Below are 19,942 nucleotides of genomic sequence, written 5' to 3'. Positions count from 1 at the left end.
CTACGTGGCGGAGGGCTGGCGGGCGCGGATCGGCCCGCGGCCGGACTTCGACCCGGCCGGCTACGTGCAGGCGCGGGCCGGCAGCCGGGCGGTCGCGGACGACCCGTTCTTCCGCTACGTCGCCGAGACCCGGCTGACGGGGGCCGAGCCGTTCGCGGGGCCGCACCGGCTGAACCTGCCGGCGGTGGACGCGGCGTGGTACCGGGCGACCTATCCGGACGTGGGCGGGCGCGAGCCGTTCCTGCACTTCGCCGAGGCGGGCTGGCGGGAGCTGCGCGATCCCGGCCCGGGGCGCTCGACGCTGGCGGCGCTGCTGCGGGTCTGCGGGCTGCGGCCGGCGCGGGCGCCGGTCGAGGACACGGGCTGGCTGGGGGCGATCGGGCAGGAGACCCTCGAGCGGGACGCGTTCCTGGACCTGCAGGCGCGGCTGGTGGCGGGGCATTTCGACTACGGCTTCTACCGGGCGCGCTACGGCCTGTCCGAGGCGGAGGACGCGGTGCGCGACTACTGCGACACCGGCTGGCGCGCGGGCCGCAACCCCAGGCCCGACTTCGACGGGCAGGCCTACGCCGACGCGCATCCCGGGATGCGCGAGACGGGCCTCGCGCCCCTCGTCCACCGCCTCGCCACGGCGCTGATGCACGGGACCGACATCGCGGCCGGTGCCTTCCACCCCCGCTACGGCACGCCGGATTCGCGGGAGGCGGCGCTGGCCGACGAGGCCCGGACGGTCGCACCGTTCTTCGACGCCGCCTTCTACGCCAAGCGCAACCCCGACGCCGCCGACGCCCCGCTCGCCCACTTCGTCGCCTACGGGCAGCACGAGGGCCGGGACCCGAGCAAGGCCTTCTCGATCGCGTTCTACCGGGAGACCTACGGGTACCTGCTGGGTCCCGGGGAGTCGCCGTTCCTGCACTACGTGCGCACCGGCCGGGCCGCCGGGCTGATGGGCTGCCCCGAGGATCTCGGCACCTACCCGCCCATGGAGGCCCCGGCCGCCGACGAATGGGACCGCCTGCCCCGGGCCCTGCCCATCGCGCAGGCCCGCGTCGTCGTTATCGTCCCCGTCTACAAGGGCCGCGGCGAGACCCTGCGCGCCCTCCACGCCTGCCTGTCGGCGCCCCAGGCCACGCCCTTCACCCTGCTCGCCGTCAACGACCGCTCCCCCGACCCGCAGCTCACTGCGGACCTCGCCGCCCTCGCCGGCCGCGGCCTGTTCCACCTCGTCGAGAACGAGCGCAACCTCGGCTTCGTCCGCTCGGTCAACCGCGCCCTCGGCCTGCGCCAGGGCCGCGCCGTCGTCCTGCTCAACTCCGACGCTGAAGTCTTCGGCGACTGGCTCGACCGCCTCGTCGCCCACGCCGAACCTCAGACAGACCCTCAGGCCGGGTCCGGCACGGAAGCAGGGGCTGGGGCAGGGATGGGCGCGGGGCTGCCCGTGGGCAGCGTCACGCCGCTGTCCAACAACGCCACGATCTGCTCCTACCCGCGCTTCAACGCCAACAACACCATGCCGCTGGAGATCGCCCGGCCCGACCTCGACCGCGTGGCCGCGCAGGTCAATCGCGGCCGCGCCGTGCCCGTGCCCACCGGCGTCGGCTTCTGCATGTACATGACCGCCGCCGCCCTCGACGCCGTCGGCGACCTCGACGCCGAGGCCTTCGGCAAGGGCTACGGCGAGGAGAACGACTGGTGCCTGCGCGCCATCAAGGCCGGCTTCGTCAACCTGCTCGCCGAGGACGTGTTCGTCCACCATGCCGGCCAGATCTCGTTCGGGCTCGACGCGGGCGGCGAGTACGACCAGGGCCAGGCGGCGCTGCTCGCCAAGCATCCCGACTACCCGGCCCGGGTCGGGCAGTTCGTCCAGGCCGATCCCGGCCGGCGCGGGCGGGCGCGGCTCGACCGGGCGCGGCTCGCCCGGCACTTCGCCGGCCGGGCGCTGCTGTACGTGACGCACAGCTGGGGCGGGGGCATCCAGCGGCACATCGACGACATGGTCGCGCAGGCCCGGGCCGAGGGCCTGAGCGTGGTGCTGCTGCAGATCGACCGGACCCGCAACCTCGAGGTCCACGTCTCGTATCGCGGCCCCGAGTTCCTGTACCTGCCCAACCTCGACAGCCTGTACCTGCCGCGCGACGCGGCGGAGCTCGCGGAGTTCGTCGGGCAGCTGGCGCCGGTCCTGATCCACGTGCACTCGCTGGCGGGCTTGCGCTGGGGCGCGGCGCGGGCGCTGATGGCGGTGGTGGCGGGGTCGGGGCGTCCCTACGCGTGGACGCTGCACGACTACTCGCCGGTGTGCCACCGCAACCACCTGGTGCAGCCGGACGGGCGCTACTGCGGCCTGGCGCCGGTCACCGAGTGCCGGTCGTGCCTGGCGGTGGACGCGGACGGGTTCGAGGAGCCGGATCCGGGCGAGCGGCGGGCGGCGTTCGGGGCGTTCCTGGCGGGCGCCGCGCGGGTGTTCGCGCCGTCCTCCGACACGGCGGGCCGGATCCGGACGGTGTACCCGGATCTGTCGGTCACGGTGCGGCCGCACGTCGAGCCGGAGCGGTCGGTGCGCTCGACCGCCCTCCAGCGGCCCGGTCGAATCCGCCGCGTCGCCGTGCTCGGCGCGATCAGCGCCACGAAGGGCGGCCTGTTCCTGCAGGCGCTCGCCACCGACGCGCAGGACCGCGACCTGCCGCTGCACTTCGCGATCGTGGGCTACTCGGACCCGGCCCTGGCGATCGGCCTGGAGCGCGTCGGGGTCGCCCAGACCGGGCGCTATTCCGGGGACCACGAGGCCCTGGACCTGGTCTGGCGGCTCTCGGCCGACCTCGTGCTGCTGCCGGCGATCTGGCCCGAGACCTACTCGTACGCGCTGACCCTGGCGCTGCGCACCGGCCTGCCGGTGGCGGCCTTCGACCTCGGCGCGCCGGCCGAGCGGCTGCGCGCCTACCCGAACGGGCACCTGCTCCCCGGCGCGCTGGCCACCGATCCGGCCGCCTTCAACGACCGCCTGCTCGCCATCGACGTCTCGGCCGCGGGCCGGCTCACCGTGCCGATCCGGGCCGCCACCTACGGCGACCTGATGGGCGACTATTACGGCCTGGACCCGGCGCCGGCCGGGACCGGGCACCCCAGCGACGAGGACGCCGCATGATCTCCGTCAACGAGGACATGAAGCAGGAGATGCTGCGCCGCGGCATCTCGGTGCTGCACCCGGCCCCGTTCGGCCTGCCGGAGGATTGCGTCTTCGAGCCGCCGTGCAGCATCAAGTGGATGGGCGTCGATTACTGCCTCACCATGGGGGCGTTCTCGTACGCGGTCAGCGGCTACTATTTCGGGGCCGACATCGCCCGCTACTGCTCGATCGGCGAGAGCGTCCAGGTCGGGCGCGGCAGCCACCCGGTCCAGTGCGGCTCGACCTCGCCGCTGTTCTACACGCACCACTCGGCCGTGTTCGACCGCATCGACCCGCGGGCGGAGGATTACGAGATCTCCGGCCCGTATCTCTGGCCCAAGCGCGTGCGTATCGGCAACGACGTCTATATCGGCCACGGCGCCTTCCTGATGCCCGACATCACGATCGGCGACGGGGCGGTGATCGGCGCCATGGCGGTGGTGACCAAGGACGTGCCGCCCTACGCGATCGTGGCCGGCAGCCCCGCCCGGATCGTGAAGATGCGCTTCCCGGACGCGCTGATCGAGCGCTACCTGAAGGTGCAATGGTGGCGCTACGCCTTCTGGGACCTGCGCCAGTGCTCGATCACCGACCCGGAGCGGTTCATCGACGCCGTCGAGGAGCGGATCGCCGGCGGCATGCAGGAATACCGGCCGGAGTTGATCCCGATCCGGTCGCTGGTGCCGGGCGCCTGAGGCCCGGCGCCCGCCGAAACGCGCCGGGCGCCCGGGGCGGCGCGCTCAGCCCGCCAGCACCCGCGCCGCCGCGTCGCCCAGCGCCCGCACGCCGAGGGCGAGGTCGGCGTCGCTGGTATCCTCCGCCCAGTGGTGGCTGATGCCGCCGATCGAGGGCACGAACAGCATCGCGGCCGGCAGGATCCGGGCGACGTTCTGGGCGTCGTGCCCGGCCCCCGACGGCATCACCTGCCACCCGCCGGGGCAGACGCCCTCGGCCGCCTCCGAGAGGGCGCGCATCAGGGCCGGGTCGCAGGGGGCGGGGATCGCCTTGGCCAGGGCCGTCAGCGTGGCCGGGCAGCGCTCGCGCCGGTTCGAGTCCCGCACCAGCGCCTCCAGGCAGGCCTCCATCCGCTCCAGCACGGGCATCGCCACGTCGCGGAACTGGAAATACACCTCGGCCCGCCCCGGGATGATGCTGAAGCCGCCGGGATCCAGGGTGATCCGTCCCGTGGTCCAGGTGCTGCGCGGGCCGCAGACCTTCGGGAATTCCCGGTCGATCGCCGCGAGCAGCCGCACCGCCGAGAGACCCGCGTCCCGGCGCTCCGCCATGGTGGTGCCGCCCGCGTGGTCCTGGTTGCCGGCGAAGTCGATCCGGAACTGCCAGATCGCCACGATGCCGCTCACCACGCCGAGATGCAGGCCGGCGGATTCGAGCTGCGTGCCCTGCTCGATGTGCATCTCGAGGAAGCCGCGGTAGCGGTCCGGGTCGAGCCGCGTCCGGGGCAGGCCGGCGAGGCCGGCGCTTGCGAGCGCGGCGCGGAGCGGCGTGCCGTCGGTGCGGTTGCGGGCCTCGTCGATCTCGGCCTCGGTCAGGTCGCCGATCGCCGAGCGGCTGCCCAGGAAGCCCCCCGAGAAGTGCCCCTCCTCGTCCGCGAAGGCGACGACGTCGACGGGCAGCCCGGCGCGGGCCAGCGCGACCCCGGCCACGACGCCCAGCGCCCCGTCGAGCCAGCCGGCCTCGTTCTGCGTCTCGATGTGGCTGCCGACCAGCAGGTGCGGGCCCGGCCCGCGGTGGCGCCCGAGCACGTTGCCGATCCCGTCGATGGAGGCCTCCAGGCCGCAGGCCTCGAGCCGGGCCATCAGCCAGCGCCGGGATTCCATGTCGTCGGCCGAGAACGTCGGCCGGTGGACGCCGGTGCGGAACCGGCCGATCTCGCGCAGTTCGTACAGGTCGGCCAGGAAGGCCCGGGTGTCGATCGCGGTCATGGTGAGCCCAGGCGATGAGGCCAAGTTTGAGGCCAAGTGTTGAGGCCGAGTGAGGCGGCCACGTGAGGAGGCCTCCGGCGGTGCAAGCCCCGTGCGGCCCGCTATTCCGCCGCCGCAGGTCTCGAGGCCGCGCCCTGCGCGCCACCCCGCGCGCCACCCCGCGCGCCACCCCGCGCACCGCCCCCCGCGCCCTCCAGCCAGGCGGCGAGATCGGCCCGGGCCCGGTCGGTGAGCGCGCGCTTCTTCAGCGCCGCCTTCTCGGGCCCGCGCAGGCGCCGGCCGGTCTCGTTGCGGGGGGCCCGCTCGAGCGGCGGGAACAGGCCGAAATTCACGTTCATCGGCTGGAACGAGCGCGGGGCGTTGGCCTCCCCGTCCGCCATCAGGTGGCCGCCGGTGATGTGGGCGATGAGCGCGCCGAGGGCCGTGCTCTGGGGCAGGGGGGCGAGGGGGTCGCCGGCCGCCTCCGCGACGGCGAAGCGGCCGGCCATCAGCCCGACCGCGGCGCTCTCGACGTAGCCCTCGCAGCCGGTGATCTGCCCGGCGAAGCGCAAGGTCGGACGGGCCCGCAGCCGGAGGGTGGCGTCGAGGAGGCGCGGGCTGTCGAGGTAGGTGTTGCGGTGCAGGCCGCCGAGGCGGGCGAACTCGGCCCGCTCCAGGCCGGGGATCATGCGGAAGACCCGCACCTGCTCGGCGTAGGTCAGCTTCGTCTGGAAGCCGACCATGTTGTACAGGGTGCCCAGCGCGTTGTCCTGGCGCAGCTGCACGATCGCGCAGGGCTTGACCAGCGGGTCGCGGGGATTGGTGAGCCCCACGGGCTTCATCGGCCCGTGGCGCAGCGTCTCGGGGCCGCGCTCGGCCATGACCTCGACGGGCAGGCAGCCGTCGAAATAGGGCGTGCCCTCCCACTGCTTGAACCCGATCTTCTCGCCCGCCACGAGGGCGGCCACGAAGGAATCGTACTGCTCCCGGGTCATCGGGCAGTTGAGGTAGTCCGCGCCCGTGCCGCCGGGTCCCGGCTTGTCGTAGCGGGACTGGAACCACGCCACGTCCATGTCGATCGAGTCGCGGTGGACGATCGGCGCGATCGCGTCGAAGAAGGCCAGCGACTCGGCGCCGGTGAGCCCGCGGATGCCCTCGGCCAGCGCCGGCGCGGTGAGCGGGCCGGTGGCGACGATGCAGGGGCCCCATTCCTCCGGCGGCAGGCCCTCGACCTCCCCGCGGACGAGGGTGACGTTCGGGTGCTGCTCCAGGGCCCGGGTCACCGCGGCGGAGAAGCCCTCGCGGTCGACCGCCAGCGCCCCGCCCGCCGGCACCTGGTTGGCGTCGGCCGCCCGCATGATCAGCGAGCTCAAGGAGCGCATCTCCTGGTGCAGCAGCCCGACGGCGTTGCCCTCGGGGTCGTCCGACCGGAACGAGTTGGAGCAGACGAGCTCGGCCAGCCCGTCGGTGCGGTGCGCCTCGGTGCCGCGCACCGGGCGCATCTCGTGGATCACGGCGCGGTGCCCGGCTTCGGCCACCTGCCAGGCGGCCTCGGATCCGGCGAGGCCGCCGCCGACGATGTGGATGGTCTGTGTCATGTCCGAGAATAGCGAAGGACCGCCGTCCGGATCAACGGGCGGCGGTCCTTCGAGGCATTCGTCTCGGGCGCTGTGGCGCGGACGCGGGGATCAGACGCGGGCGACGCCGCGGATCTCGCTGCGGTTGATGCCGAGATCGGCAAGATCGCGGTCCGACAGGCGGGACAGCTGGGTGACGGTGTCGCGGTACCGGAGATAGGCGCGGACGCGGCTCAGGACGCTACGGGCGGCGGACATGGTGTGCTGTGACCTCTGCTCGGGCAGACGATGGCGCCCCATTGCGCATCGCTGCCTCTTGTTGGTGCAACGCACATATAATCGCGCCGCAGCGCAGCAGGAGTCGTAAGGTCAAGCACCAGACCTGCGAAAATCGCATAACCGGCTTAAGAAACCGGCAAGGTTTCCGGATGGTCATTCTTTGTGCGCATGCAGGGCGCCGAGGGCCTCCCGCACGCGCGAAGGGCGCCCCGCCGGTCGGCGGGACGCCCTGCATGCCGTCTGACGAACTCGGACGGGGGCTCAGTAGAACGGGCGCGGCCCGTAGAAGCCGTAGGGCCGGTAGAAGGGCCGCGGCCGGTAGTAACCGCCGTACCCGCCGTAATAGACCGGGCGCCGCCAGTAGCCGTAGGGCCGGGGGCCCCAGTTCGGCCGGCAGATGCCCCACGGATTGGGATGGAAGCCGGGGCCGCAGCCCCCGGCCGCCTCGGCAGACCCCGCGAGCCCGAGGCCGCCGGCGATCGCGGCGGCCATCACGAGTGCCTTCGCGCGCGGTGCGCTCAGAATCGTCATGACTGGATCTCCTCAACGTTTCCGGCGGATCGGGAGCCGGTCGTTCGAGATTCGGTCCCGCCACCTGAACCGTCGCTGAGCCGTAGGTTGTGTCCGGTACAGGCCCGCGACGGCGCCGCGGCAACGCCGCTCGGAGCGCGAAGGTTGCACGCTCCGGGTCGCGACTTCAGTGCAGCGAGGGCGTGCGCAGGAACCGCTCCCGATCCCCGGAGACGAGGGCGAGCTTCACGCCGCGCCCCTCCCGGCGGATCGTGAGGGGGACCCGCACCCCGGCCTCGCCCAGGGCCCAGACGCTCCGGAACAGGGCGGCGAGGTCGGCCACCGGCTCGCCGGCCACCGCCTCGATCACGTCGCCGGCCTGGAGGCCGCCGGTCTCGGCCGGGCCGTTATCGGCGAGGCCCATCACGACGATGCCCTCCTCGCTCTCGGTGGCGTAGAGGCCGAGCCAGGGGCGGGGCGGCCGGTCGGCCCGCCCGCGCGTGGCGAGGTCCTCGAGGATCGGCGTCAGCAGATCGATGGGCACGACCATGTTGATCGGCCGCGCCGCGCCGCCGCCGCCCTGCTGCAGCTGCAGCGAGCCGATGCCCAGCAGGTCGCCCTGGGGGCCGATCAGCGCGGTCCCGCCCCAGTGCGGGTGCGCGGGGGCGGTGAACAGGGCCTCGTCGAGGACGTACTCCCAGTAGCCGGCGAATTCCTGCCGGGCCACGACCTCGACGGCGACGCAGCGCTGGCGCCCGCCCGCCCCGGCCAGCACGGCCCGGTCGCCGGTCTTGAGTCCGGCCGAGTGGCCGAGCGGGAGGGCCGGCACGCCGAGATCGCCGAGCGCCTGGACCAGGCCGAAGCCCGTGGCGGCGTCGAAGCCGAGGACGTGGCCGGGCACCGAGCGGCCGTCCCGGGTGGTGAGCCAGACGCTCTCGGCCTCGGTGACGAGGTAGCCGATGGTGAGCACCAGCCCGTCCTCGCGGATCACCACGCCGTTGCCGGCGCGCTCGGTGCCGAGCGTCTCGGCCGTGAACGCGCTGTCCGGGATCCGCGCCGACAGGGCCAGGACCGCGGAGAGCGCCCGGTCGAGGTCGTAGCCGTAATCCGCGGGCCTGGGCTGGGCCTGCGCGGGGATCTTCCACTCGCCCTGCGTCGCCATGACAATCCTTCGGCTCGTCCGCCTGCGCTCCGGTCGGCCCCGGAGCCGCGCCATCGGCACACCATAGGATGTCCGCGCCGCCCGCGTCACCCGCGGCCGGCTGCGACCCGTGGCACGGGCCCGCCCGGGGCGGCCGGGTGCGGCCCGCGGCGGCACCGGCACAAAGAAAAACCGCCCGGCGGAGCCGGGCGGCGCGCCGTCCCGGAGGACGGCCTGTCGGAGATCCGGGAGCCCCCGCCGCGCGGCGGCGGGGAGCCCGGTGTCTCGGAAGGATCTCAGTACTTGCGGACCAGCGGCGCCGGGACCGGCGCGGCGGCCGGGGTCGGCGAGTAGAGCGGCACGATGAACCGGATCCAGCCGTCGGTGGAGTAGTTGTCGCGGGTGCGGCCGAACGCGTTGGTGTACTGCGCGCCGGTCACGACGTCGCGGGCAACGTAGGCCTGGACGGTGAAGATCTTGAAGTCGTAGCCGATGAGGCCGCCGATGGCGAAGCGGCCGCGGTTGCCGGCCGCCGCGCTGGCCTGGCTGATGTCGAAGTTGTAGGTGCCGTAGGCGATCGGGCCGATCTCGAAGTTGCCGAACTTCTTGGTCGCCGTGAGGTCGAAGTTCAGCGAGTCCGACAGGCGGATCGGGCCGATGGCGGCGCCGACCTGGCCGGGGAAGCGGCCGGGCGAGTCGTAGATGTTGGCGGTCAGGTTGGCGGTCAGGTTCCAGCCGTCACCCGTGTAGCTGCCGGCGACGCCGAAGCGGTAGGTGTTGGAGGAGAGCTGCGGCAGGACCGGGGTGGCCGTCGTGCCGTTCGCGGTGATGATCGAGCCGCGGTCGCCGTTCAGGTCGTTCAGGTAGGCGCCGCCGAGCAAGCTGACGCCGAAGTTGTTGCCGAGGTCGAAGGCCCAGATGCCGCCGACGAAGGTGCCGACGTTGATCGAGATGTCCTTGTTGCGCACGCCCGCCGGGTTGCGGGTGAAGGCGAACACGGTCGGGGGCGCCACGAGCAGCTCGACGCGGCCGCCGAACGGCACGAACGGGGTCGACCAGACCAGGACCGGGATGTTGACGGCCGTGTCGGGCGAGTTCGGCGCGTCGGTGCGGCGATAGGTGAACGTGTTGATCGCGTAGAGGCCTTCCGGCAGCGGCGCGCCGACGGCGAGGCCGACCTGCTCGCCCGGAACCGTCGTGGTCTGCGCCTGCGCGATCGTCGAGGTCATGCCGACCGTGAGCGCGACCGTGCCGGCCGCGAGCCAGTTCTTCATCATTTTCTCATTCCTTCCCAAGGTCATACGGCGTCCGTCCCGCATTCGGCACTTCCCTGCCGGTCTGCTCGCCTATCGCGGCTGCCGGCTTCGGACCTGCCGAGCGCCCCCACGGAGCCTGCCCGTCTCAACGTCTGCGACTATTCTACAGAGACCTGCGGAAAGACAGTGGAATGCTCGCCGAAACGCCACAACCGGCCGAACCGTTGCGCAAAAGCCGCATTTTTGCGGCGATGCAACACTGTCCACAGACCCTGCTCGGACCGCGGTTTCGGCAAAATATCGTTGAACGGTCAAGCTGTTGCCGGCCCGGGCCGCGGGAGAATCCGGCAAAGGCGGGAAGGTGATCGGGCAGGCCGCCGGTCCGGACGCGCGGGCCGGGATCCGGCTCCGAGCCGGTCGGCGGCGGGTCCGGAGCCGGATCCGGCCGCTCGAATCACCGTCCGCGGGCGCGGGGTCCGGCCGAGACCCGGCAGAAACTGCCGCGCCGGCCCGGGAGCGGGTGATCGTCGCGTCGGACCCGCGCCCGCACTGCAGGGGCGGGGGCGCGTCCGGCACGGTCGCCGGTGCGTGCGATGCCCGCCCCCGGACGGTCCGCCCCCCCTCCGCCGCCGCGCTACTCCGCGGCGCGACCGCGGCTCGCGGGTGAGGCGGGCCGCCGCTCCAGCACCTCGCGCAGGAACCGGCCGGTATGGCTGGCCTTGGCGCGGGCGATCTCTTCCGGCGTGCCCTGCGCCACCACCCGGCCGCCGCCGTCGCCGCCCTCGGGGCCCATGTCGATCACCCAGTCGGCGGTCTTGATCACTTCGAGGTTGTGCTCGATCACCACCACGGTGTTGCCCTGGTCGACCAGCTCGTGGAGCACCTCCATGAGCTTGGCGACGTCGTGGAAGTGCAGGCCGGTGGTCGGCTCGTCGAGGATGTAGAGGGTGCGGCCGGTGGCGCGCTTCGACAGCTCCTTGGAGAGCTTCACGCGCTGCGCCTCGCCCCCCGACAGGGTGGTGGCCTGCTGGCCGACATGGACGTAGTGCAGGCCGACCCGCTTCAGGGTCTCGAGCTTGTCGCGGATCGCCGGCACCGCCTTGAACAGCTCGGCCGCCTCCTCGACGGTGGAGTCGAGCACGTCGGCGATGGACTTGCCCCGGTACTTCACCTCCAGGGTCTCGCGGTCGTAGCGCTTGCCCTTGCAGACGTCGCAGGTGACGTAGACGTCCGGCAGGAAGTGCATCTCGATCTTGATGACGCCGTCGCCCGAGCAGGCCTCGCAGCGCCCGCCCTTGACGTTGAACGAGAAGCGGCCGGGCTGGTAGCCCCGCGCCTTGGCCTCGGGGAGGCCCGCGAACCAGTCGCGGATCGGCGTGAAGGCGCCGATATAGGTGGCGGGGTTCGAGCGCGGCGTGCGGCCGATCGGCGACTGGTCGATGTCGATGACCTTGTCGAGGTGCTCCAGCCCCTCCAGCCGCCCGTAGGGGGCCGGGTGCTCCAGGGCGCCGTTCAGCTTCTTGGCGACGGCCTTGTAGAGGGTGTCGATCACCAGGGTGGACTTGCCGCCCCCCGAGACGCCGGTGATGCACGTGAAGGTGCCGAGCGGGATCTCGACGTCCACGTCCTTGAGATTGTTGCCCCGCGCGCCGAACAGGCCGAGCTTGCCCTTCCGGCCCTTGCGGCGGGCGGTCGGGGTGCGCACCGCCATCGCGCCCGTGAGATACTTGGCGGTGAGCGAGGCGGGGTTCGCCAGCACCTCCGCGGGGGTGCCCTGCGCGATGATCTCGCCGCCGTGGATGCCGGCGCCCGGGCCGACATCGACCACGTAATCGGCCTGCAGGATCGCGTCCTCGTCGTGCTCGACCACGATCACCGAGTTGCCGAGGTCGCGCAGGCGCTTGAGCGTGCCGAGCAGCCGCTCGTTGTCGCGCTGGTGCAGGCCGATCGAGGGCTCGTCCAGCACGTAGAGCACGCCGGTCAGGCCGGAGCCGATCTGCGAGGCGAGGCGGATGCGCTGGCTCTCGCCGCCCGAGAGCGAGCCGGAGCCGCGGGCGAGCGTCAGGTATTCCAGGCCGACATCCACCAGGAAGCTCAGCCGGTCGCGGATCTCTTTCAGGATCCGGACCGCGATCTCGTTCTGCTTCGCGGTCAGCTTCCCGGGCAGGTCCGAGAACCAGCGGTGCGCCTCGGAGACCGAGAGGGCGGTCACGTCGGCGATGTCCGCCATGGCGACCTTCACGGCCAGAGCCTCGGGCTTCAGCCGCTTGCCGCCGCAGGCGGCGCAGGGCGTCTCGCTCATGAAGCGCCCGATCTCCTCGCGCACGGCGTCCGAGTCGCTCTCCTTGTAGCGGCGCTCCAGGTTCGGGATCACGCCCTCGAACGGCTTGTTGACCGTGTACTTGCGCAAGCCGTCGTCGTAGGCGAAGCGCACCGCCTGCTTGCCCGAGCCGTAGAGCACGATGGCGCGGGCCGTCTCCGACAGGCTCTGCCAGGGGACGCCCGTCTTGAAGCCGAAATGCTCGGCGAGCGCCTCGAGCGTCTGGCCGTAATAGGGCGAGGTCGACTTCGCCCAGGGGCCGACCGCGCCGCGCTTCAGGCTCAAGGCCGGATCGGAGATCACCAGCTCGGGATCGATCCGCATCTCGTGGCCGATGCCGCTGCAGGTCGGGCAGGCGCCGAACGGGTTGTTGAACGAGAACAGCCGCGGCTCGATCTCCGCGATGGTGAAGCCCGAGACCGGGCAGGCGAAGCGCGACGAGAAGGTGACGGTCCGCGGCGCCTCGCCCTCGGGGGCGTCGGCGAACACGATCTCGGCGACGCCGTCGGCGAGTTCCAGCGCGGTCTCGAAGGACTCGGCCAGCCGCGAGCCGATATCGGCCCGGACCACGATCCGGTCCACCACCACGTCGATGTCGTGCTTGAACTTCTTGTCGAGCTTGGGCACATCGTCGATGGCGTAGTATTCGCCGTTCACGCGCAGCCGCTGGAAGCCTTTTTTCTGATATTCGGCGATCTCCTTGCGGTACTCGCCTTTCCGCCCGCGAACCACGGGCGCCAGCAGGTAGAGCCGGGTCTTCTCCGGCAGCTCCAGCACCCGGTCGACCATCTGCTGGACGGTCTGGCTCTCGATCGGCAGGCCGGTGGCCGGCGAGTAGGGGATGCCGACCCGCGCCCAGAGCAGGCGCATGTAGTCGTAGATCTCGGTCACCGTCCCCACGGTCGAGCGGGGGTTCTTCGAGGTGGTCTTCTGCTCGATCGAGATCGCCGGCGACAGCCCGTCGATCTGGTCGACGTCGGGCTTGGACATCATCTCCAGGAACTGGCGGGCGTAGGCCGAGAGCGACTCGACGTAGCGGCGCTGCCCCTCGGCGTAGATCGTGTCGAAGGCGAGCGACGACTTGCCCGAGCCCGAGAGCCCGGTGAAGACCACGAGCTTGTCCCGCGGGATGGTCAGGTCGACGTTCTTGAGATTGTGCTCCCGGGCGCCGCGGATCGCGATGACCCGCCGGTCCTCGACGGGGGCCGGCGCGGCGTCGAACAGGGCCTCCAGCTTGGCGTCGATGGCGGCCTCGGTCCGCGCAGCGGACGCCTCGCCCTTCGCGCGGGCCGGCTTGGGCTGGGCTGCCTTGGCCGGAACTGCCTTCACAGGGGCCACCTTGGCCGGAGCTGTCTTGGCCGGGACCGCCTTGACGGGCGACTTGGGAGCGGCTTTGGCGGCGTCGGCGCGGCTTGCGGCACGACTTCCAGCTTGGGCTTTGGCCATGAGGGCGGCGGTCTTTCGAGGCGTCGACGCGGTCAGATCGGATTCGCGCGCGGGCCAGCCGCCGCAACGGCCTCATGTCGAGCCCGACGGGGCTCACGGCAAGATGCGGCCGGCGGGACGCAGGCCCGTCATGCGCCGCCCTTGCTAGAACGAAACGCGTACGGCGGCAACACTTCGGTGTAGCGGCGGTGCGGGTGACGTCATCGACGCCTCAGCCTATAAGATAATTTGTGAAAAACGCTTATCGTCGGGCGCGTGATCCTTCCGGGCGAATAACGGAGACCCCATGGCGACCATGACGATTTCCCTGCCCGACCCGATGAAGGAGTGGATCGAAGCGCAGATCAGACAGGGCGATTATGCCAGCACGAGCGACTACGTCCGCGACCTCGTGCGCCGTGACCGCGAGAGACGAGCCCAGGCCGATTTGACGCTTGAGGATCTGCGCCGGATCGTCGACGAGGCCCGCGCCGGAGGACCGAGCCGCCGCAAGGTGCCCGAGATCCTCGCCCGGGCCAGGAAGCACGCGCAGTCTGACCAACCGCTAGATGAGTGACTATACCCTCACGGCGCGGGCTGAAGCGGATCTGTTCGACATCGCTGTCTATGGTTACCGGCAGTTCGGTATCCGCCAAGCGGAAGCCTATGCTGACGGGTTGGAACGCATCTTCCAGCTTCTTGCCGACAATCCCCGCATGGGCCGGACAGCTGCCGCGATCCGGCACGGCGTGCATCGGCACGAGTACGCCGCCCACGTCATCCTGTACGAGCCGGTGGAAGGCGGTGTCTTGATCCTGGCCATCGTCCACGGCCGCAGCGTGAGGGGGCTCGACCTGTAGCGTGGGTTTTCGCTGCGCTGCCCGAGCCGCCCGAGCCCCGAGATGCGACGCGATCGACAGGTGCCGATGCCAGCATGCGACGCGACCGATCCGGCCGCCCTCCGCGGTTCCGACGACCGCACGGCCACCCAGCAGCGCCTGTCCACGCGGCTCCTGTTCCTGATCGTGGGCATCGCCAACGCCACCTGGGCGCCCCTGGTGCCGCTGGTGAAGGACCGCGCCGGCCTCGACGAGGCCGGGCTCGGCCTGCTGCTCCTCACCTTCGGCATCGGCTCGCTCCTGGCGATGCCGAGCGCCGGGGCGGCGGCCGCGCGGCTGGGATACCGGCCGGTCCTGCTCGCCGGGACGCTGGCGCTCGGCCTGGCCCTGCCGGTCCTGGCCCTGGCCTCCGGGCTCGTCCCGCTCACCGGGGCGCTGCTGCTGTTCGGGGCCGGGATGGGGGCGGTGGACTGCGTCATGAACCTGCAGGCCGTCGCCGTCGAGCGCGCCGGCGGGCGGCCGATGATGTCGGGCTTCCACGGCCTCTACAGCCTCGGCTGCATCCTGGGGGCGCTGATCGCCAGCGTCCTGCTGGCCGCCGGGCTCGGCGCGGGCTGGAGCGCGCTGCTGCTCGTCGGGGGCATCGCGGCCCTGTTCGCGGCGGCCTGGCCCGGCATCCTGCGGACCGACCGGGCAGGGGGCGGCGACAGCGGCGGTCCCGCCCTCGCGCTGCCCCGGGGCCCGGTGCTGGTCCTCGGCCTGCTCTGCTGCGTGGTGTTCCTCACCGAGGGCTCGGCCCTCGATTGGAGCGCGGTGTTCCCGATCCAGCAGCGCGGGCTCGATCCGGCCTGGGCGGCGCTCGGCTACGCTTCCTTCTCGGTCACCATGACGGCCGGCCGGCTCGGCGGGGATGCGATCGTGGCCCGCCTCGGCCGGCGGCCCGTGGTGATCCTCGGCGGCCTGCTGGCGGCGGCCGGCCTCGCGCTCTCGGTCGTCGTCCCGGCCTGGGAGGCGGCGCTCGCCGGCTACGCCCTGGTCGGGGCGGGCTGCGCCAACATCGTCCCGGTCCTGTTCACGGCGGCGGGGCGCCAGACCGCGATGCCCGCGCGCGTGGCGGTGCCGGCGGTGACGACGCTGGGCTATGCCGGGGTGCTGGCGGGGCCCGCGCTGATCGGCTTCGCCGCGCAGGCGCTCGGCCTGCCCGCGTCCCTGCTGATCGTGGCGGCGCTGCTCCTCGGCGTGGCGGCGGCCGGCCGGTCCCTGCGGGTGTGACCCCTCACGCCTCGGCGTTGCGCGCCATGAAGGTGGCGGGCGTCCCGTCCTCCGGGTTCACGAAGACGATGTCGGTCGGCGCCCGCCGGGGCGTGTCGATCGACAGGAACACCACCGGGTCCCCGGGCTCGAGCGCCGGCATCGCGTGGACCGTGCCCTTCTCGAAGAACAGGAGCTGGCCCGGGCCGAACGCCGTCTCGGCGGCCGGATCGCCCAGCCAGACCCGGCCCCGGCCCGAGAGGCAGTAGAGGTACTCGTCGCAGGTGGCGTGATAGTGCGGCGGGGTCGGCCGGTAGACCCGGAACACCCGGGCGCTCGCCGCCTCCCGGTCGGTCAGGTAGGTATCGACCAGGAGGGTCTCGGCGCTGTCGGGCAGACCCGCCGCCAGCACCGTCACGTCGAAGAGGCCGGTCCCCGCCGCGTCCGCCATCACGTCCTCCTCAATCGGAAAAACCTTCGAGCACGATCTTCCCCCTGGCGCGCCCGCTCTCGACCAGCGCGTGGGCGCGCCGCAGGTTCGCGGCGTCGATCCGCCCGTAATGCTCCCCCAGGGTGGTGCGCAGGCGCCCGGAATCAACGAGGCGGGATATCTCGTCGAGGAGCGCACCCTGGGCGGCGATGTCGGCGGTGGCGAACATCGAGCGGGTGAACATGAACTCCCAGTGCAGCGACAGGCTCTTGCGCTTGAGGAGCCCGACGTCGAGGCGCTCCGGATCGTCGATCAGGGCGAGGCGGCCCTGCGGGGCGATCAGTTCCACGATCGCGGCGAGGTGGGCGTCGGTGCTGGTCGTGGAGAAGACGAGGCCCGGCGCGCCGATCCCCAGGGCCGCCACCTCCGCCGCCAGGGATCTGGAATGGTCGACCACGTGGTGGGCGCCGAGGTCCCGGCACCAGGCCGCCGTCTCAGGCCGCGACGCGGTGGCGATCACGGTGAGGTCGGTGAGTTCCCGGGCGAGCTGGATCGCCACCGAGCCGACGCCCCCCGCGCCGCCGACGATCAGGATCGCCGGGGCCGCGCCCGGCACCGGCTTGTCCCCGTCGAGCCGGTCGAACAGGGTCTCCCAGGCGGTGATCGCGGTGAGCGGCAGGGCGGCGGCCTGCGCCCAGTCGAGGCTCTTCGGCTTGTGCCCGACGATGCGGGCATCGACGCAATGGTATTCGGCGTTCGTCCCCGGCCGGGTGAGGTCGCCCGCGTAGAACACCGCGTCGCCCGCGGCGAAACCCTGGACCTCCGCGCCGGCGGTGACGACGGTGCCGGCCGCGTCCCAGCCGAGCACCTTGGTGCCGCCTTCCTCCGGCTCGGCCCGCCGCCGGACCTTGGTGTCGACCGGGTTCACCGAGACCGCCTCGACCTTCACCAGCAGGTCGCGCGGGCCGGGCTCGGGCTGGGGCAGGTCGAGGTCGACCAGGGCCTCGGGATCGGTGATCGGCAGGGACTTGCGGTAGCCGACGGCGCGCATGGTGATCTCCTCGGAGTGTCGCCGCAGGAGATGCCGCCCGCCTTCACGGGCCGCAAGTACGCACATAAAACGCCACTAGTGCCGGAAATGATACCGTCGGAGACAGCCCATGCCCCGCACCCGCCGCCACACGGGCGCCTGCAGCCCCGGCTGCGCCGTCGAGGCGACGCTCCGGCTCATCGACGGCAAGTGGAAGGGCGTGATCCTCTACCACCTGCTGGAGGGGACCCTGCGCTTCAACGAGATCCGGCGGCGCCTCGCCAGCGTGACCCAGCGCATGCTCACCAACCAGCTGCGCGAAATGGAAGCCGACGGCCTGATCACCCGGACGGTCTACGCCGAGGTTCCTCCGAAGGTAGAATACAGCCTGACCGAGCGGGGGCGGTCCCTCGATCCGGTCATCCGCGCGCTGAAGACCTGGGGTGATCTGCACGCGGAATTGGCAGATACGACTCAAAACGCCGCCTGATTGGGCAAACCGGTGCCGAATATGGGCGCGACCACATAACCGGATCTTTATGACTTGGCCGGAAGGTGGCGCATCTCCCGCCGGACGGTTCCAGAACTTCCGATGCCGATCCTCGCCTCGCTCCGCGCCCGCATCCTGGCGGTGGCGCTCGCCCCGTGCCTCGCCTTCGCGGGGGCGGCGGGCCTCGCCGTGTCGGACCAGTGGGCGCGCCGCGCCGAGATGGGCCGGGTGGAGGGCCTGGTCGGCCTCGCCTCCCGGATCAGCGCCTTCGTGCACGAGGCCCAGCGGGAGCGCGGCGCCTCGAGCCTGTTCCTGGGCGCGAAGGGCGCGCAGTTCGGCCCGGAACTGGCGGCCCAGCGCGTGCGCACCGACGCGGCCCTCGCCGGGCTTCCCGAGGCCATGAAGGCCGCGACGGGCTTCGGGCCGGTCTTCCAGGCGCGCGGTGAGGGCTTCGCGCGGGCGCTGACCGGGCTGGCCGCGCAGCGCCGGGCGGTCGACACCCTGACGGCGGCCCCGCCGCAGGCCCTGGCCTACTACACGGGCCTGATCGGGGAGGGGCTCGGCCTCGTGCGGGCCATGGGCGGCGCGATCGACGAGGCCGGCCTCGCCGCCCGGGCGAACGCCTACGCGGCCTTCCTGGCGCTGAAGGAGGCCGCCGGCCAGGAGCGGGCCGCCGCCTCGGCGGTCTTCGCCTCCGGCACCCTCGACCTCGCGGCCGCCCGCCGCCTCGCGACCCTCGCGGCCGACCAGGCGACCTATGCCGGCCTGTTCCGGGCCGGCGCCGAAGCGGGGCAGGCGAGCCTGCTCGACGCCGCGGAGGCGACCGAGCCGTCCCGCGCGGTCGCCCGCCTGCGCGCGGGCGTGCAGGAGACGATGCCGGGGACGCCCCCGGCCTTCCGCGACGCGCCGGGGTGGTTCCGCCTCGCCACGCAGCGGATCGACGCCCTCAAGGGCGTGGAGGATCGGCTCACCGCCGACCTGGTGGCGGCCGCGGGGGCGGCGCACGCCCGCGCCGAGCGGATGCTGGCCCTCTGGGCCGCCGGCGGGCTCGCCCTGTTCGCCCTCTCGGCCGGCCTCGCGGTCTGGCTCGGCACGGCCATCGCCCGGCCGCTCTCCCGGATGGCCGGGGTGCTGACCGCGATCGGCCGGGACGCGGGCACGGCCGACCTGACCATCCCGACCGGCGGGCCGCGCGAGGTCCGGGCGATCGCCGCGGCCGCCCTGGCGTTCCGCGACAGCGTCGCCGAGCGCCAGGCGGCCCGGGCCGCGCAGGAGCGGCTCGCCGCCGAGACCGCGGCGGCCCAGCGCGCGGCCGCCCTCGGCCTCGCCGACAGCTTCGAGCGCCAGGTCGGCGGGATCGTCGAGGCCGTCTCGGCGGCGGCGGCCCAGCTGGAGGCCTCCGCGCACGGGATGGCGCGGGCCGCCCAGGACACGACCGATCTGAGTCGGGCGGTGGCGGTGTCGGCCGATTCGGCCGCCCGCTCGGCCGACACGGTGGCGGCGGCCACCGAGGAGCTCACCGCCTCGGTCCGGGAGATCGGCGTGCAGGTCGGGTCCTCGGCGGACCTCGCGGCGAACGCCACGCGGAGCGCCGACGGCATGGCCGGGGAAGTCCACCGCCTCGCCCAGGCGGCCGGCAGCATCGGGGAGATCGTCGCGATCATCTCGCAGATCGCCGGCCAGACCAACCTGCTGGCGCTCAACGCCACCATCGAGGCGGCCCGCGCCGGGGAGGCCGGCCGCGGCTTCGCGGTGGTGGCCGCCGAGGTCAAGACGCTCGCGGAGCAGACCGCCAGGGCCACCGAGGAGATCGCCGGCAAGGTCGCGGAGATCACCGGATCGACCGAGGCCTCGGTCCGGTCGATCGGCGGCATCACGGCGGTGATCCGCGACCTCGCGCGGATCGGCGCCGAGATCGCCGCCATGGTCGAGCAGCAGGGGGCGGCCACCGCGGAGATCGCCCGGACCACCGCGCAGACCTCGCAGGACACACGCGGCGTCTCGGGCCACATGGCGGGTGTCGGCGCGGCGGCCGGCACGGCGAGCCAGGGCTCCGCCCAGGTGCTGCGGGCGGCGGCCGACCTGTCCCGGCAGGCGGGCGACCTGCGCGGCGCCGTCGAAGGCTTCCTGGCCCGGGTCCGCGCGGCCTGAAGAGAGGCTTCCGGCGGGTCGAGACCCCTGGCGGAGTCGGGAACCGTCTCGGCGCGAGGCGGCCCGGGGAACCGATGACGGGCTTGCGGCCGCCACGACACGCCGCGCTCCCTGGGCGGCACGGCGATCCAGGACTTCGAGGCCGAACGCGCCGACCG

Annotated in this window: 16 protein-coding genes; 7 read left to right on the top strand and 9 right to left on the bottom strand. The window is 72.8% G+C overall.

All coding sequences use genetic code 11. The annotated features are described in order from the left end of the window. Together ACLBX8_RS26420 and ACLBX8_RS26415 are read left to right on the top strand one after the other, a co-directional pair. The coding region (locus ACLBX8_RS26420) for a glycosyltransferase (RefSeq protein ID WP_447716029.1) at nt 1-3,142 on the top strand (3,142 nt) is incomplete at its 5' end. Beyond that, entirely contained in the window at nt 3,139-3,858 is a 720-nt protein-coding gene (locus tag ACLBX8_RS26415; RefSeq protein ID WP_091677325.1) for a CatB-related O-acetyltransferase, read from the top strand. The genes ACLBX8_RS26420 and ACLBX8_RS26415, both read left to right, overlap by 4 nt. 45 nt (nt 3,859-3,903) lie before the next feature. Here ACLBX8_RS26415 and ACLBX8_RS26410 read toward each other — a convergent pair whose 3' ends face one another. From ACLBX8_RS26410 to uvrA, 7 genes are all read right to left on the bottom strand, one after another. After that, nucleotides 3,904-5,106 carry a hydantoinase/carbamoylase family amidase gene (locus ACLBX8_RS26410; RefSeq protein WP_447716028.1) on the bottom strand — a complete coding sequence of 401 codons (1,203 nt, stop codon included), beginning with the start codon at nt 5,104-5,106 and terminating at the stop codon, nt 3,904-3,906. Between the two features lie 101 nt (nt 5,107-5,207). Then, nucleotides 5,208-6,683 (bottom strand): methylenetetrahydrofolate--tRNA-(uracil(54)-C(5))-methyltransferase (FADH(2)-oxidizing) TrmFO, encoded by a 1,476-nt coding sequence (gene trmFO / locus ACLBX8_RS26405; protein WP_447716027.1) that lies wholly within the window; start codon nt 6,681-6,683, stop codon nt 5,208-5,210. A gap of 90 nt (nt 6,684-6,773) precedes the next feature. Then, nucleotides 6,774-6,920 carry a DUF1127 domain-containing protein gene (locus ACLBX8_RS26400; RefSeq protein WP_020095497.1) on the bottom strand — a complete coding sequence of 49 codons (147 nt, stop codon included), beginning with the start codon at nt 6,918-6,920 and terminating at the stop codon, nt 6,774-6,776. Nucleotides 6,921-7,202: 282 nt separating this feature from the next. Then, a complete protein-coding gene (locus tag ACLBX8_RS26395; protein ID WP_020095498.1) occupies nt 7,203-7,472 on the bottom strand; it encodes a GCG_CRPN prefix-to-repeats domain-containing protein in 270 nt (89 codons plus the stop codon). A gap of 166 nt (nt 7,473-7,638) precedes the next feature. Further along, on the bottom strand, nt 7,639-8,613 hold the full coding sequence (locus ACLBX8_RS26390; protein WP_020095499.1) for a S1C family serine protease: 975 nt from the start codon (nt 8,611-8,613) through the stop codon (nt 7,639-7,641). 275 nt (nt 8,614-8,888) lie between these two features. Further along, complete coding sequence (locus ACLBX8_RS26385) at nt 8,889-9,869, bottom strand: transporter (RefSeq protein WP_447716026.1); 981 nt, start codon at nt 9,867-9,869, stop codon at nt 8,889-8,891. A gap of 613 nt (nt 9,870-10,482) precedes the next feature. Continuing rightward, nucleotides 10,483-13,614 (bottom strand): excinuclease ABC subunit UvrA, encoded by a 3,132-nt coding sequence (uvrA, locus tag ACLBX8_RS26380; protein WP_447700743.1) that lies wholly within the window; start codon nt 13,612-13,614, stop codon nt 10,483-10,485. A gap of 286 nt (nt 13,615-13,900) precedes the next feature. On the opposite strand from uvrA, the gene ACLBX8_RS26375 reads away from it, so the two are divergent. From ACLBX8_RS26375 to ACLBX8_RS26365, 3 genes are all read left to right on the top strand, one after another. Next, nucleotides 13,901-14,170 (top strand): type II toxin-antitoxin system ParD family antitoxin, encoded by a 270-nt coding sequence (locus tag ACLBX8_RS26375; RefSeq protein WP_331318819.1) that lies wholly within the window; start codon nt 13,901-13,903, stop codon nt 14,168-14,170. Beyond that, nucleotides 14,163-14,453: a type II toxin-antitoxin system RelE/ParE family toxin gene (locus ACLBX8_RS26370; protein ID WP_447700744.1), complete on the top strand. Its 291-nt coding sequence runs from the start codon at nt 14,163-14,165 to the stop codon at nt 14,451-14,453. Before ACLBX8_RS26375 ends, ACLBX8_RS26370 begins: the two co-directional genes overlap by 8 nt. A 66-nt stretch (nt 14,454-14,519) precedes the next feature. Beyond that, nucleotides 14,520-15,704 carry an MFS transporter gene (locus ACLBX8_RS26365; protein ID WP_447716030.1) on the top strand — a complete coding sequence of 395 codons (1,185 nt, stop codon included), beginning with the start codon at nt 14,520-14,522 and terminating at the stop codon, nt 15,702-15,704. Between the two features lie 4 nt (nt 15,705-15,708). Here ACLBX8_RS26365 and ACLBX8_RS26360 read toward each other — a convergent pair whose 3' ends face one another. Both ACLBX8_RS26360 and ACLBX8_RS26355 read right to left on the bottom strand, forming a co-directional pair. Then, the gene (locus tag ACLBX8_RS26360; RefSeq protein WP_447716025.1) at nt 15,709-16,134 is read right to left on the bottom strand and encodes a cupin domain-containing protein; all 426 of its coding nucleotides are present in this window, start codon (nt 16,132-16,134) and stop codon (nt 15,709-15,711) included. Nucleotides 16,135-16,144: 10 nt separating this feature from the next. After that, on the bottom strand, nt 16,145-17,164 hold the full coding sequence (locus tag ACLBX8_RS26355; protein WP_447716024.1) for a zinc-binding alcohol dehydrogenase family protein: 1,020 nt from the start codon (nt 17,162-17,164) through the stop codon (nt 16,145-16,147). 109 nt (nt 17,165-17,273) lie between these two features. On the opposite strand from ACLBX8_RS26355, the gene ACLBX8_RS26350 reads away from it, so the two are divergent. Together ACLBX8_RS26350 and ACLBX8_RS26345 are read left to right on the top strand one after the other, a co-directional pair. Beyond that, nucleotides 17,274-17,633, top strand: coding sequence for a winged helix-turn-helix transcriptional regulator (locus ACLBX8_RS26350; RefSeq protein WP_020095505.1), 360 nt, complete (start codon nt 17,274-17,276; stop codon nt 17,631-17,633). A gap of 102 nt (nt 17,634-17,735) precedes the next feature. Continuing rightward, nucleotides 17,736-19,784: a methyl-accepting chemotaxis protein gene (locus tag ACLBX8_RS26345; RefSeq protein WP_447716023.1), complete on the top strand. Its 2,049-nt coding sequence runs from the start codon at nt 17,736-17,738 to the stop codon at nt 19,782-19,784. The last annotated feature ends 158 nt before the right edge of the window (nt 19,785-19,942 follow it).

The sequence above is a fragment of the Methylobacterium sp. D48H genome (assembly GCF_053345715.1).
This window is presented reverse-complemented; position numbering and strand designations above follow the sequence as displayed.